Raw genomic sequence first — 14,266 nt, 5'->3', positions numbered from 1 at the left:
TCCTCATCTGGCGGGCCAAATAGACCCGCCATTTACGATTTCCCGGCGGTTTTACTGGGCTTGTTCAGGAGCCGTAGTTTCCTCTTCCTGTTTCCTGCGGCTCAGGAAGGGTTGAGACAGCGATGGCTGCACTTCATTAATAGCCCAGAGAACGCGCTCTGGTGTTGCGGGTGTGTCTAACTTCACTAAAGTGCCAGGCTCTGCAACAGAACGGATGGCATCTTTGATGGCACTCCAGACAGACATGCTCAGCATGAACGGCGGTTCACCCACAGCTTTTGAGTTGAAGACGGTATCTTCCGGATTGCTGCGGTTTTCCAGCAGTTTGGTGCGGAAATCGATTGGCATATCCGCAATCGCCGGGATTTTGTAGCTCGCCGGACCGTTGGTCATCAGGCGACCCTGCTCGTTCCAGACCAGCTCTTCTGTGGTCAGCCAGCCCACCCCCTGAATGAAGCCGCCTTCAACCTGACCAATATCGATGGCCGGGTTCAGCGAGGCACCCACATCGTGCAGGATGTCTGCACGCAGGATTTTGTATTCTCCGGTCAGCGTATCCAGGACCACTTCGGCACAGGCTGCGCCATAGGCGTAGTAGTAGAACGGACGGCCACGGGCTTTCTCGTGATCGTAGTAAATCTTCGGTGTGCGGTAGAAACCGGTGCTCGACAGAGAAACCTGATTGAAGTAAGCCTGCTGAATGAGTTCTTCAAAGCTCAGCAATTCTTCACGGATCTGGACCAGACCGTTTTTAAAGACCACATCTTCCGGGGTGACTTTAAAGTGGCTGCATGCGAAGTCGATCAGACGCTGTTTGATGGTCAAGGCCGCATTCTGAGCCGCTTTCCCGTTCAGGTCAGCACCGGACGACGCAGCCGTTGGCGATGTATTCGGCACTTTGTCGGTGTTGGTCGCCGTGATCTGAATCCGGTCGATATCGACCTGAAAGACTTCTGCAACCACCTGAGCCACTTTGGTGTTCAGGCCCTGACCCATTTCAGTCCCCCCGTGGTTCAGGTGAATACTGCCGTCGGTGTAGATGTGGATCAGTGCACCGGCCTGATTCAGGAAGGTTGCAGTAAAGGAAATCCCGAATTTCACCGGGGTCAGTGCCAGACCTTTTTTCAGGACCGGACTGGTTTTGTTGAACTCGGTGATGGCTTTCCGGCGTGCCTGATAGTCACTGCTGGCTTCCAGTTGATCCGTGATTTCGTGAATGAAGTTATCTTCCACGGTCTGGTAGTAGTGGGTGACATTGCGGTCTTCATGGCCGTAGTAGTTTTCTTTTCGGACATCCAGCGGATCTTTACCCAGATACTGGGCGATTTCGTCCATGATGTGTTCAATGGTCATCATGCCCTGAGGACCGCCGAAGCCACGGTATGCGGTGTTCGATGCAATATGGGTCTTGCAACGGTGACCGGTGACGGTGGCATCGCCCAGATAGTAGGCGTTGTCGGAGTGGAACATGGCCCGGTCGACAATCGAATTCGACAGGTCAGGGGAGTAACCACAGTTTCCTGACACGGTGATATCAATGCCGTGAATACGGCCGTTATCGTCAAAACCGACCTTGTACTGGTTGTAAAACGGATGACGTTTTCCCGTCATGGTCATGTCTTCCATGCGTGGCAGACGCATTTTGGTCGGACGGCCGGTCAGGTGAGCGATGACTGCCGCCAGACATGCAGGGCCCGCGGCCTGTGTTTCTTTACCACCGAAGCCGCCCCCCATGCGACGCATGTCAATCACGACTTTGTGCATCGGCACACCCAGCACTTCTGCGACCAGCTTTTGAACTTCGGTCGGGTTCTGGGTCGAGGTGTAGACGATCATACCGCCATCTTCTGTGGGCATGACGGAGCTGACCTGAGTTTCCAGATAGAAATGCTCCTGACCCCCAATGTGCAGGTCGCCTTCCAGCGTGTGCCTGGCTGTTGCCAGTGCACTTTCGGAATCCCCCCGTTTGTGCTGGTGGCTGTCTGAAACAAAGTGTTTTTTCGCCAGCGCTTCTTCTACATCAAGGACGGCTTCCAGTGGCTCGTATTCGATGATGGCGGCTTGTGCCGCTTTACGTGCGGTTTCCATGTCATTTGCAGCCACTGCGATCACGGGCTGACCGTAGAACTCAACCACATCATCAGCCAGCAGTGGATCGCCCGGCAGTACGGCACCGATGTCCAGTTGTCCCGGGACATCTTTACTGGTGATGGCAATGGCGACGCCTTCAAAGGCATAGCACGGGCTGACATCCAGTTTGGTAATTTTCGCGTGAGCGTAAGTACTGGTGCGCGCGTAGACATGCAGCTGGTTCGGAAATTCCAGCCGGTCATCAATGTAGACGGCTTCACCGGTAACTTGTTTGGTGGCGCTGTCATGCTTCACGCTTTTCCCAACGCCTGACGTGAGATCCTGCGCGAATTTCGCCACCATTTCATCGTGACTCAATGGGGTATGGTGATGATTAGACATAAGCAGTTACCCTTGTTTCAATTTGGCCGTTGGACTGTTGTTCGAGGTAGAAACGGTGCAGCAGATTGGCTGCCGTTAATGCACGATATTCCTGACTGGCCCGGAAATCTGACAGCGGTTCGAAGTCATCGCGTAGCGCAGCCATCGCGGCTTTGACAGTGCTGAGATTCCATGACTGACCGATTAATGCAGCTTCACAGTTGGATGCACGTTTTGGCACTGCGGCCATCCCGCCAAAGGCGATGCGTGCGTCTGCAACTTTGCCGTCGTCACTCAGTGACAGCGTAAAGGCACCACAGACCGCAGAAATGTCATCATCCAGACGTTTCGACAGTTTGTAAGCGCGGAACTCGCTGCCAATCACCGGCTTAGGCACGATGATCTTCTCGATAAACTCGGAAGGTTGCTGCGCCGTGACTTTATAGCTGATGAAGTAATCTTCCAGAGGCAGTGTGCGACGCTCATTGCCACAACGCAGGACAATTTGTGCATTGAGTGCGATCAGCAGCGGCGGGCTGTCACCAATCGGTGACGCGTTGGCAATATTGCCGCCCAGCGTGCCCTGATTCCGAACCTGTAACGAAGCAAAGCGATGCAGCAGTTCCCCAAAATCCGGATAGTACTTTTTCAGTGTGGCGTAGCAGTCGGAAATGGGCAGGTTGGCCCCAATCTCAATGCTGCTTTCAGTTTCTGCCAGTATTTTCATGTCACTGATCTGACCGACATTGATCAGCTTGTGGATGGGGCGATGGAACTGAGTCACTTCTAATGCCAAATCCGTTCCCCCGGCAACCATGCGTGCATCCGGATGCGTCAGCAGCAGGTTTGCCAGCTCATCGCTGGATGTAGGGGAAAATCCATACTGGCCTTCATGTTTCAGCGTGGCGTTCGACAGGCTGATCTTCGACAGCTTCTCAAGGGTTTGTTGTTCCAGTGCTGCGAACTGGTCCATCAGTTGGGTTTCCTGACTGAGAGAAAGCGCTGCATCCACAATCGGGCGGTAGCCGGTACAGCGGCACAGGTTGCCGGCCAGCGCTTCCATCACATCTTCTTTGTCGGCAGCCGGCTTGTTTTTGCTCAGCGCAAACATCGACATAATGAAGCCCGGCGTACAGTAGCCACACTGGGAACCGTGGTACTCAACCATGGCTTGCTGAACCGGGTGAAGCTGCTTGTCTGAAGATTGCAGATCTTCCACGGTAATCAATTGCTTACCGTGTAAAGAAGAGACGAAAGTCAGGCAGGAATTGACAGAGCGATATTGCAGCTTACCGTCAACAAGTTCGCCCAGCACAACGGTGCAGGCACCGCAATCCCCAGAGCCGCAACCTTCCTTGGTGCCTGTTTTTTGAACATGGGTACGCAGGTAATTCAGTACCGTCATGTTCGGGGAGAGATGTTCTTCTTCCCGAACGTCTTGGTTTAACAAAAACGTAATCAAGTGACCTCCTCACAGGCTCATGAACTGACCTATAAGTCAATTCTGGATATACTTGACTCGTTAGTCAACTTTTGTGTTAACGCCTTGTGATGATTTGGTTTCTCTTGAAAAATTAATTAATCCTTTTTAATCAATGAATTGATTGCTTTTTAAACGGTTGCCCACTTTGTGATGTATTTAATTTGTTTCTAAATGTTGTCATAGCGATAGCATCATGATGTTTTGATATTGTCGTTATCAATAAAACAGTCAGAATCTCTATAAATATTAGTCGTTGTTGGTGAAAAATGTTGTGCCGCTGGTGTGATGAAAAACCCGAGCTTTGTTTTTAAATTTTTGATTTTTAATGGCTTTTCTGATTTATTTGCTGAGGTTTCAAATCAAGTCGAGACTCTGTGATCTGAAACCCTTTTTTACGAGTGAAGCGTCTTGCGGCAAAGTGGCTGAGCTAAACTGAAGTTTAGAGGTGGCAATGATAAATAATCCCCTCTAAGCATCAGTGAGGGGAATTGTGTGCTCTTGATGTCATATGGTGTGGTGGCTTCATGCCATGGTGTAACAGCATGGCGTATTCCGATTGCTTGAGCATGGATCATTCAGGCATCAATGATAAATAGAATGAATGAATATGGGAGTGGCATTTTTTTATTTTGTGGATTATAACAGCTTGGTAATACTGAATAATATTCTGCACTGCTTCATATGTAACAGTCCCGGTAAATTTTTGACTTAACAGGTTAAAAGCGGAAGTTTCCTTCGATGAATGTGGCCGATGGCGTTGAGTAAATCTTGTACTCAAACACATAAACAGTCTGTCGGGAGATTCCAAGTTCAGGCAAAATTGGGTACTATCAGCGAAAGTTATCCCGCCAATTCCGGCAGGGTGCAGAGCCAAATCATAATTGGAGATACAGCTTGATTAATGTATTCCTTGTAGATGATCACGAACTGGTTCGCACAGGGATCCGACGTCTTCTGGAAGATGTCCGTGGTATTAAAGTGGTAGGGGAAGCCATCAGTGGTGAAGACGCCGTCAAATGGTGTCGAAATGAACATGCCGACATTATCCTGATGGATATGAACATGCCTGGCATTGGTGGACTGGAAGCGACACGCAAGATTCTTCGTTTCAATCCGGATGTGAAGATTATTGTCCTGACTGTCCATACTGAAAATCCATTCCCGACGAAAGTGATGCAGGCCGGCGCGTGTGGATATCTGACGAAAGGCGCAGGAGCCGATGAGATGGTGAATGCTATTCGCACGGTGAATAGCGGTCAGCGTTATATTTCGCCGGAAATTGCACAGCAAATGGCTTTGAGTCAGTTTGCTTCAAACTCAGAAAATCCCTTTAAAGATTTGTCTGAGCGTGAGTTACAAATCATGATGATGATTACCAAGGGTCAGAAAGTGACTGAAATTTCAGAACAGCTGAATCTGAGCCCGAAAACAGTCAACAGTTACCGCTATCGGTTGTTTAACAAGCTGGATATCAGTGGTGATGTTGAACTGACCCATCTCGCAATTCGTCATGGAATGCTAGACACAGAGACGTTGTAGTGTCCGACACTTTTGATGCAAAAAGTTTCCTGAAATCAGTGACTCACCAACCTGGCGTATATCGGATGTACGATCAGGTTGGGGAAGTCATTTATGTGGGGAAAGCAAAAGACCTGAAGAAACGACTGTCGAGTTATTTCCGTATACAGGTTTCCAGTGAAAAAACGCGCGCACTGGTTCGTAATATTTGCAAGATTGACGTCACGGTGACGCACACCGAAACCGAAGCCCTGCTCCTTGAGCACAACTACATCAAGCAGTATTTGCCCAAGTACAATGTTTTGCTGCGTGACGATAAATCGTATCCCTATATTTTCCTGAGCGGACAACATCATCCCAGATTGTCTGTTCATCGCGGGGCGAAAAAACGCAAGGGTGAATATTTCGGCCCTTATCCGGATTCAGGCGCTGTTCGCCAAAGCCTCCATTTGCTTCAGAAAGTTTTCCCGATACGCCAGTGTGAAGATTCGGTCTATGCCAACCGGAGTCGTCCCTGCCTGATGTACCAGATCGGACGTTGCCTTGGCCCTTGTGTGAAAGGACTCGTCAGTGATGAAGAATACACGGAGCAGGTGAATTTTGTGCGACTGTTTCTGCAAGGGAAAGATCGTCAGGTGATTAATACACTGGTCGATAAAATGGAAGTGGCAAGTTCGCAATTGGCGTTTGAAAAAGCAGCGCGATACCGGGATCAGATTCAGGCGCTGCGCCGTGTACAGGAGCAGCAGTTTGTCAGTCAGGACAACGAAGATGATCTGGATGTGATTGGGATTGCCCAGGATAAAGGGATTGCCTGTATTCATGCGTTGTTCATCCGGCAGGGCAAGGTACTGGGCAGCCGGAGTTATTTCCCCCGTATGCCGACGGATACGGATATGACCGAAGTCATCACCAGTTTCATCAGTCAGTACTATTTCAATCAAGCGGAAGGGCGGGTGATTCCGTCTGTCATCTTACTGGGTGAATCTTTAGGGGATGAACAGGCCAGTTTATCTGCTGCGCTGTCTGAAGTGGCAGGACGCAAGGTCGAACTGCGTTCACAAGTCAGAAGTTATCGTGCCCGTTATCTGAAACTGGCTCAGACCAATGCACTGACCGCGTTAACCAGCCAGCTCAATCACAAGATGACAGTGCATCAGCGTGTCACGGAACTTCGAGAAACCTTGGGACTGGATTCACTTTCCCGGATGGAATGCTTTGACATTAGCCATACCATGGGCGAAAAAACAGTGGCTTCCTGTGTGGTGTTCAATCAGGAAGGGCCGCTCAGGCAAGAATACCGGCGATTCAATATCACGGGAATTACCGGCGGGGATGATTATGCAGCCATGGGGCAGGCACTGAATCGCCGTTACGGCAAACAACTGGATCCGGAGAAGATCCCCGATATTATTTTCATTGACGGTGGGAAAGGGCAGTTGTCCCGGGCGCATGATGTGGTTAGTCCGCTCACCGGTGACTGGCCAAAACGTCCATTACTGGTCGGTGTTGCTAAGGGAACCACGCGGAAGCCGGGGCTGGAAACACTGTTGCTGGTGACGGGAGAGGAATTTTCGTTACCCAGTGATTCACCTGCCTTGCACCTGATTCAGCACATTCGTGATGAGAGCCATGATCATGCAATCAGTGGCCACAGAGCACAGCGGGGAAAAGTGCGTAAACGCAGTACGCTTGAAGATATCGAGGGGATTGGGCCGAAGCGTCGTCAGGCATTGCTGAAATACATGGGGGGATTGCAGGAGCTGAAACGCGCAAGCAGGGAAGAAATCGAAAAAGTGCCGGGTATTAGCCGATCTCTGGCGGAAAAAATTTATGACGCATTGCAACATGGCTAGCTTTGCGGCACCCTAAGCATCTGTTTGCCGGCGAGAAGGCTGTCCGTGGCAATCAGACTGATTCCGATAACATAAGAACAAACAATATGCGCTTAACAATTCCAAATATCCTGAGCTTTGTCCGGCTGGTGCTCATCCCATTTTTCGTGATTACCTTTTACCTGCCTTACGAATGGTCACCGTTTGCGACAGCTCTGATCTTCACGATTGCAGGGGTTACCGATTGGTTTGACGGTTATCTGGCCCGCAAACTGAACCAGACGTCTCGATTCGGTGCATTTATTGACCCGGTTGCAGATAAGGTGATGGTTGCAACGGCTTTAGTGCTGGTGACAGAAAATTACCACTCCGTCTGGGTGTCGATTCCGGCAATGACCATGATTGGACGAGAAATCATCATTTCAGCATTGCGGGAATGGATGGCTGAACTGGGTAAACGTTCAAGTATCTCTGTGTCCTGGGTCGGTAAGGTGAAAACCGCTGCGCAGATGTTCGCACTGGTGATGCTGCTCTGGCATCCTAATCCATTCCTTGAAACAATCGGCTTTGTTGCGCTCTACATTGCGACAATTTTGACTTACTGGTCGATGTACTTGTATTTAAAAGCAGCAAAAGGTGATTTGCTCCATCCTGACAATATGTGACAGAACAATCACCTGGGTTTGACACAAAAGCGGCCAAGGCCGCTTTTGTTTTGTTTGAAAATGTAAGATGAGAATGAATTTTTTTAATCAATCATAAATTCTGCTTGGCAATGAAAAGCCCAGTATGTTATTTTTCGCGCAATCTCAGGGGGCAACATATCTGAGACACATCCGTCACCATGAATTCAGGCTGATTGCATGTTGACGATCCGTAGGTACTGCCGGCGATTGGCGCTGTCAGTAGAAGGGCATTAATCATGCTGTCTTGCGCAGTAAAGCAAGCGCATCATTGAAGGAACCCAACTGTGAATATTTTAACGTCTCTGACCCGAATCAGCTTTGTCTTACCCAACTGCAGTATTATTACTGAACCTTGATCGTCCGATCACCTTGTCGCAGCTGCCTTCTATTCAAAAACAGCGATCTATGTTGCTGTGATGATTCGTTGCGTGCTGTGTGACGCGTTCCCGGTAAGTCATTGACTTACCAATGTCTTTTATACTCAAAAGTACCACCTTCGGTGGACTTCACTATTTTGGATTAAAAACCAATGAGTAATGTGTTTGATTTAGACGATGTCAAGCATGCGTCCAATGTTCCTGTTGTTCATGACATTTATGACCTGACCCCAGATGAGTTGTTACTGAGTCAGGAGCATTATGAGTCTGAAGTGCGTTCGTACCCACGTCGCCTGCCACTTGCAATTCAAAAGGCAACAGGTCTATTGGTTGAAGACAGCCGAGGTCAGGTCTTCCTGGACTGCCTGGCCGGTGCAGGTACGCTGGTTCTGGGTTATAACCACCCTGAGATTAACCAGACAATCATTGATCAGCTGAATGCGGGCATCCCGTATCAGACGCTGGATATCACCACACCTGTGAAAGATAAGTTCATCAAAGAAGTGATGAATTTCCTGCCAGATGAGTTCGCTGCGAATGCGCGAATTCAGTTTTGTGGTCCATCTGGTGCTGATGCTGTTGAAGCAGCGATTAAGCTGGCAAAACAAACCACTGGCCGTAATGTGATGATGGCATTCCATGGCGCGTACCATGGGATGACCAACGGCACCATGGCCATGATGGGTAATTTGAACACCAAAGCTCGCCGTCAGGGTCTGATGGCAGACGTTCACTTTGCACCTTTCCCTTACAGCCTGCGCTGTCCGTTTGGTATGGGTGGCGATGAAGGTGCAAAACAAACCCTGCGCTATCTGGAGCGTATGCTGCACGACGACGAAAGCGGCGTTCAGAAACCAGCGGCCATTATTGTTGAGCCGGTCCAGGGCGAAGGGGGTGTGATTCCCGCGCCAGCATTCTGGCTGCGCGAACTGCGCCGAATCACCAAAGAACATGGCATTTTGCTGATTTTCGATGAAATTCAGTGTGGTATCGGTAAAACTGGCTACAATTTTGCCTTTGAAGAATCTGGTATTTCTCCGGATATCCTGTGCCTGTCCAAAGCTGTGGGTGGCGGTCTGCCAATGTCTCTGCTGATTTTTGATAAATCTGTAGATACCTGGCGTCCGGGTGAGCATACCGGTACGTTCCGTGGCAATCAGCTGGCGATGGCGACCGGTGCCAAAGCGCTGGAAATTATTCAGCGTGACAACCTGGTTGAACACGCTCGTGTTGCTGGGCAGTACCTGCGTGAAGGTCTGGAACGTATCGCGTCTTACGTTGACTGTATCGGCGAAGTTCGTGGTAAAGGTCTGATGCTGGGTCTTGAGATTGTCAAGGCTGGCAAGAAGAATAAATTTGGTGAGCCGGAAGCGGATCCACAACTGACACTGCAAATTCAGCGTGCAGCGCTGGAACGTGGTCTGATCATCGAGAAAGGTGGCCGTCAGGGTTCTGTGTTGCGTTTCCTGCCACCATTGATCATCACACTCGAGCAGATCGATTTCGCACTGGATGCCCTGAGCAAAGCGATCATCGCGACTGCGGGTCCAGCGAAAGTCGTTGAAGCACCTGTGGTGAGTGATGCTGACAAGTGGCGTTCTTTCTTCATCCAGACGGGTGAAGGTGGTGCGGATCAGTTCGAAGCGGCACTGAACCAGACAACGAAAGTGCTGAAGCAAGTCTTCGAAAGCACAACAGCGCCATACTCGGGTATGGAGCCACAGGTTCTGAAAAACCTGATTCACAATATTGAACTGACTGATCAGCAATTGCCTCTGGAAGCTGTGATTGATCAGGCGGGTGAGCTGATTGCCAAGAACTCAATTATGGTTCAGCACCCGAATTGTATTGCGCACCTGCATACACCACCGCTGGTTCCTGCGGTCGCGGCTGAAGCCTTTATTGCGGCCCTGAACCAGTCGATGGATTCATGGGATCAGGCAACGGCAGCAACCTTTGTTGAACAGAAAGTCGTGGACTGGCTGTGCGGCGTATATGGTTACGGTCAAGAAGCCGATGGCGTTTTCACCAGCGGCGGGACGCAAAGCAACCTGATGGGTCTGTTGCTGGCACGTGACTGGTTTGCAGACAATCAATCTGGCCACAACATCCAGAAACAAGGTCTGCCTGAGTATGCGGGTAAGATGCGTATTCTGTGCTCGAAGAAATCTCACTTCACCGTACAGAAATCTGCGTCTTTGATGGGGCTGGGTGAACATGCGGTGGAAACTGTTGACACGCATCCGGACGGTACTATCAAGCTGGCTTCGCTGGTGACACGTATTGATGAACTGAAACGTGACGGCCTGATGCCATTCGCAGTTGTCGGTACTGCAGGAACGACGGATCACGGTGCGATTGATGATCTGGACGGTCTGGCAGATATCGCTGCACAGCACAATATGTGGCTGCATGTGGACGGTGCTTACGGCGGTGCGCTGATTCTGAGCCGTCATAAAACACGCCTGCACGGTATTGAACGTGCGGACTCGATCAGTGTGGACTTCCACAAGCTGTTTTATCAACCAATCAGCTGTGGTGCAGTGATCATTAAAGACAAGAGTAACTTCAAGTATCTGCTGCATCATGCAGACTACCTGAACCGTGAAGACGATGTTGTACCAAACCTGGTCGACAAGTCGATTGCAACCACCAAGCGTTTTGATGCTTTGAAAGTGCTGATGACCATGCAAGCGGTAGGTACACAGGCACTGGGTGCGATGTACGATCACCTGCTGGGACAGACACAACAGGTTGCCGATCTGGTGAACCAGTCTGAAGCGTTTGAGTTGTTGGCTGATCCGGCGTTGTCGACGGTGCTGTTCCGCTTTGTGGGTGCAGAAGGTGCTGATCTGGACAAACTGAACAAAAAGCTGCGCTTTGAAGCTTTAGTTAGAGGTGTAGCTGTTCTGGGCGAAACCGTGGTTGACGGTAAGAGTGCCCTGAAGTTTACGATTCTCAATCCATGCCTGACCATGGCAGACTTTGAGAATCTGCTGAATGACGTTAACCAGCTTGCTTGTTCACTGGTTGACTGATGAACGTGGCTTGCCTCAGTGGGGCTGGGGCAAGTCAATGATATATCTGAAGAAGACGGAATTATTAATATGGCAATTTTACAAATCGGTGCTGGGGGTGTGGGCTGGGTAATTGCCCATAAAGCTGCTCAAAACAATGATGTGTTAGGTGATATCACTATCGCTTCGCGTACTGTGAACAAGTGCGAACAGATCATTGAATCCATCAAGGGTCGCAACAACCTGAAAGATCCAAGCAAGAAGCTTGAAGCGCGTGCTGTGGATGCAGATGATGTCGATGCCCTGGTGGCACTGATCAAAGAGGTTCAGCCTGATCTCGTCATTAACGCTGGTCCTCCTTGGGTGAACGTTGCAATTATGGAAGCCTGTTATCAGGCAAAAGTGTCCTACTTGGATACCTCAGTAGCGGTAGACCTGTGCAGCGAAGGCCAGCAGGTGCCAGAAGCCTATGACCCTCAGTGGGCTTTCCGCGAGAAATTTAAAGAAGCGGGCATTACAGGAATTCTGGGTGCCGGTTTCGATCCGGGCGTGGTCAGCGTATTTGCTGCGTATGCAGTGAAGCATCTGTTCGATGAGATTGATTCGATTGATGTGATGGATGTGAACGCGGGCGACCACGGTAAGAAATTTGCGACCAACTTCGATCCTGAAACCAACATGCTGGAAATTCAGGGCGACTCTTTCTACTGGGAAGAAGGTGAGTGGAAGCAAGTTCCTTGTCACACTCGAATGATGGAATTTGACTTCCCGCTGGTCGGCAGCCACAAAGTTTACTCCATGGCGCACGACGAAGTGCGTTCGATGAAAGAGTTCATCCCGGCAAAACGCATTGAATTCTGGATGGGCTTTGGTGACCGTTATCTGAACTACTTTAACTGTATGCGTGACATCGGCCTGCTGAGTCCGGATCCGGTGACGCTGGGTGATGGTACTGTGGTTGAGCCACTGAAAGTGCTCAAAGCAATGTTGCCAGATCCAACAACACTCGCACCGGGTTACACAGGCAAAACCTGTATCGGTACTTGGGTTCAGGGCACGAAATCCGGTGAGCCTCGCAGTGTGTTTATTTATAACAACGCGGATCACGAAGTAGCTTATAAAGATGTTGAGCATCAGGCGATTGCTTACACCACTGGTGTGCCTGCAATCACGGCGGCACTCCAGTATTTCCGCGGACAGTGGGCGGATGCCGGCGTCTTCAATATGGAGCAGCTGAACCCGGACCCATTCCTGGAAACCATGCCGGAAATTGGTCTGGACTGGCATGTTCAGGAGCTTGATCCTCGTCAGCCACACATCAACATTCTGAAATAATCACGGTTGTGAATTTCATTTGATGAGTATTAAGCCGATGTCGGAAACGACATCGGCTTCTTTAAATAGAAGTGAAGATTATGCAGCATCCAGAATTGAAAACACCGTATTTCATGATTGATGAGTCCAAACTGATCCACAATCTTGAAATCGCCAAAAAACTGAAAGAATTGTCAGGCGCCAAGCTGGTTCTCGCCCTGAAATGTTTCTCTACCTGGGGTGTGTTTGACATCATTCAGCCGTACCTGGACGGCACCACCAGCAGTGGCCCGTTTGAAGTGAAGCTGGGTTACGACACCTTCGGCGGTGAAACACATGCTTATAGCGTGGGTTACAGCGAAGATGACGTGAAAGAAGTGGCGGATATCTGCGACAAAATGATCTTTAACTCGCAAAATCAACTGGCTGCCTATCGTCATCTGGTGGAAGGCAAAGCTGAATTGGGCCTGCGCCTGAATCCGGGTGTGAGCTATGCGGGGCAGGATCTGGCGGATCCGGCACGTCAGTTCTCGCGTCTTGGTGTTCAGTTTGATCACATTAATCCAGATGTATTCAGCAGCATTGATGGCGTGATGTTCCACATGAACTGTGAGAACAAAGATGTTGATGCTTTTACGCGCCTGCTGGATGCAATTTCGGAGCAGTTTGGTCCTTACCTGAATCAACTCAAGTGGGTGAGTCTGGGCGGTGGTGTGTTCTTTACCTGGCCGGGTTACGATGTTGAGAAACTGGCATCTGCCCTGAAAGCGTTTTCTGAGAAGCATGACGTTCAGCTGTATCTGGAGCCGGGCGAAGCCATCATCACACAAACCACCGATCTGGTCGTGACTGTGGTCGATATCGTTGAGAATGAGCTGAAAACTGCGATTGTGGACAGTGCAACGGAAGCACACCGTTTGGATACCCTGATCTACAATGAGCCGGCATCTGTCCGCGGCGCGAGCGAGCAGGGTGATCACCGTTACGTGATCGGCAGTTGTTCATGCCTGGCGGGCGATCAGTTCTGTGTCACTCAGTTTGATCAGCCGCTGGAAATCGGCCAGCGTCTGCACATCATGGACAGCGCCGGATATACCATGGTGAAGCTGAATTGGTTCAATGGCCTGAAAATGCCGTCTATTTATTGCCAGCGTGCGAATGGTGAAGTGCAGAAGCTGAATGAATTCGGCTATGAAGATTTCAAACGTTCGCTGTCTCAGTGGTCAGTCGCGTAATTTTAGACCCATGTAAATTTGGGGCTGGTCTATGACCAGCCCTTATTTTATCTGCTTCAAATCAAGTTTGGTGTACATTTTGACTGGTTGAGTGAAAATTTAAGCAACTGAAATAAAAATGACAATTTTTGTTTGACTCAAATTTCAAAATCAGTAAATTAGCACCCGTACCGCGGCAACATGAAGCGGTCTCACAAAATGGCGCGTTGGCAGAGTGGCTATGCAGCGGATTGCAAATCCGTGGACCTCGGTTCGACTCCGGGACGCGCCTCCATATTTCACCAGAGCGATGTCTTCGCTTTGGTTCTGCAAGTCAGACGAAAAGCCAGCTTTGAACGCTGGCTTTTTTG

At 49.9% G+C, this 14,266-nt stretch carries 8 protein-coding genes and 1 tRNA gene; 7 read left to right on the top strand and 2 right to left on the bottom strand.

Annotated elements, in window-relative coordinates; all coding sequences use genetic code 11:
- Window positions 1-51: 51 nt before the first annotated feature.
- Together xdhB and xdhA are read right to left on the bottom strand one after the other, a co-directional pair.
- Window positions 52-2,472 (bottom strand): xanthine dehydrogenase molybdopterin binding subunit, encoded by a 2,421-nt coding sequence (gene xdhB / locus EA58_RS06850; RefSeq protein WP_036750695.1) that lies wholly within the window; start codon window positions 2,470-2,472, stop codon window positions 52-54.
- Window positions 2,465-3,913 carry a xanthine dehydrogenase small subunit gene (gene xdhA, locus EA58_RS06845; protein WP_036750694.1) on the bottom strand — a complete coding sequence of 483 codons (1,449 nt, stop codon included), beginning with the start codon at window positions 3,911-3,913 and terminating at the stop codon, window positions 2,465-2,467. The genes xdhB and xdhA overlap by 8 nt, the downstream gene beginning before the upstream one ends.
- Before the next feature lie 915 nt (window positions 3,914-4,828).
- Here xdhA and uvrY point away from each other — a divergent pair.
- From uvrY to EA58_RS06810, 7 genes are all read left to right on the top strand, one after another.
- Window positions 4,829-5,473, top strand: coding sequence for a UvrY/SirA/GacA family response regulator transcription factor (gene uvrY, locus EA58_RS06840; RefSeq protein ID WP_036750689.1), 645 nt, complete (start codon window positions 4,829-4,831; stop codon window positions 5,471-5,473).
- Window positions 5,473-7,308, top strand: coding sequence for an excinuclease ABC subunit UvrC (gene uvrC / locus EA58_RS06835; protein ID WP_081819579.1), 1,836 nt, complete (start codon window positions 5,473-5,475; stop codon window positions 7,306-7,308). Before uvrY ends, uvrC begins: the two co-directional genes overlap by 1 nt.
- An 86-nt stretch (window positions 7,309-7,394) precedes the next feature.
- On the top strand, window positions 7,395-7,952 hold the full coding sequence (gene pgsA / locus EA58_RS06830) for a CDP-diacylglycerol--glycerol-3-phosphate 3-phosphatidyltransferase (protein ID WP_036750687.1): 558 nt from the start codon (window positions 7,395-7,397) through the stop codon (window positions 7,950-7,952).
- A 550-nt stretch (window positions 7,953-8,502) separates the two neighbouring features.
- Window positions 8,503-11,388, top strand: a complete 2,886-nt coding sequence (locus EA58_RS06825) for a pyridoxal phosphate-dependent class III aminotransferase (RefSeq protein WP_036750685.1) — start codon at window positions 8,503-8,505, stop codon at window positions 11,386-11,388.
- Between the two features lie 69 nt (window positions 11,389-11,457).
- A complete protein-coding gene (locus tag EA58_RS06820) occupies window positions 11,458-12,702 on the top strand; it encodes a carboxynorspermidine synthase (protein WP_036750802.1) in 1,245 nt (414 codons plus the stop codon).
- Window positions 12,703-12,782: 80 nt separating this feature from the next.
- Entirely contained in the window at window positions 12,783-13,916 is a 1,134-nt protein-coding gene (nspC, locus tag EA58_RS06815) for a carboxynorspermidine decarboxylase (protein ID WP_036750684.1), read from the top strand.
- Window positions 13,917-14,116: 200 nt separating this feature from the next.
- Window positions 14,117-14,190: transfer RNA gene (locus EA58_RS06810), tRNA-Cys, on the top strand.
- The last annotated feature ends 76 nt before the right edge of the window (window positions 14,191-14,266 follow it).

Source organism: Photobacterium galatheae (genome assembly GCF_000695255.1).
GTDB lineage: Bacteria > Pseudomonadota > Gammaproteobacteria > Enterobacterales > Vibrionaceae > Photobacterium > Photobacterium galatheae.
Note: the sequence above shows the minus strand (reverse complement) of the source record. Positions and strands in the feature narration are given on the sequence as shown.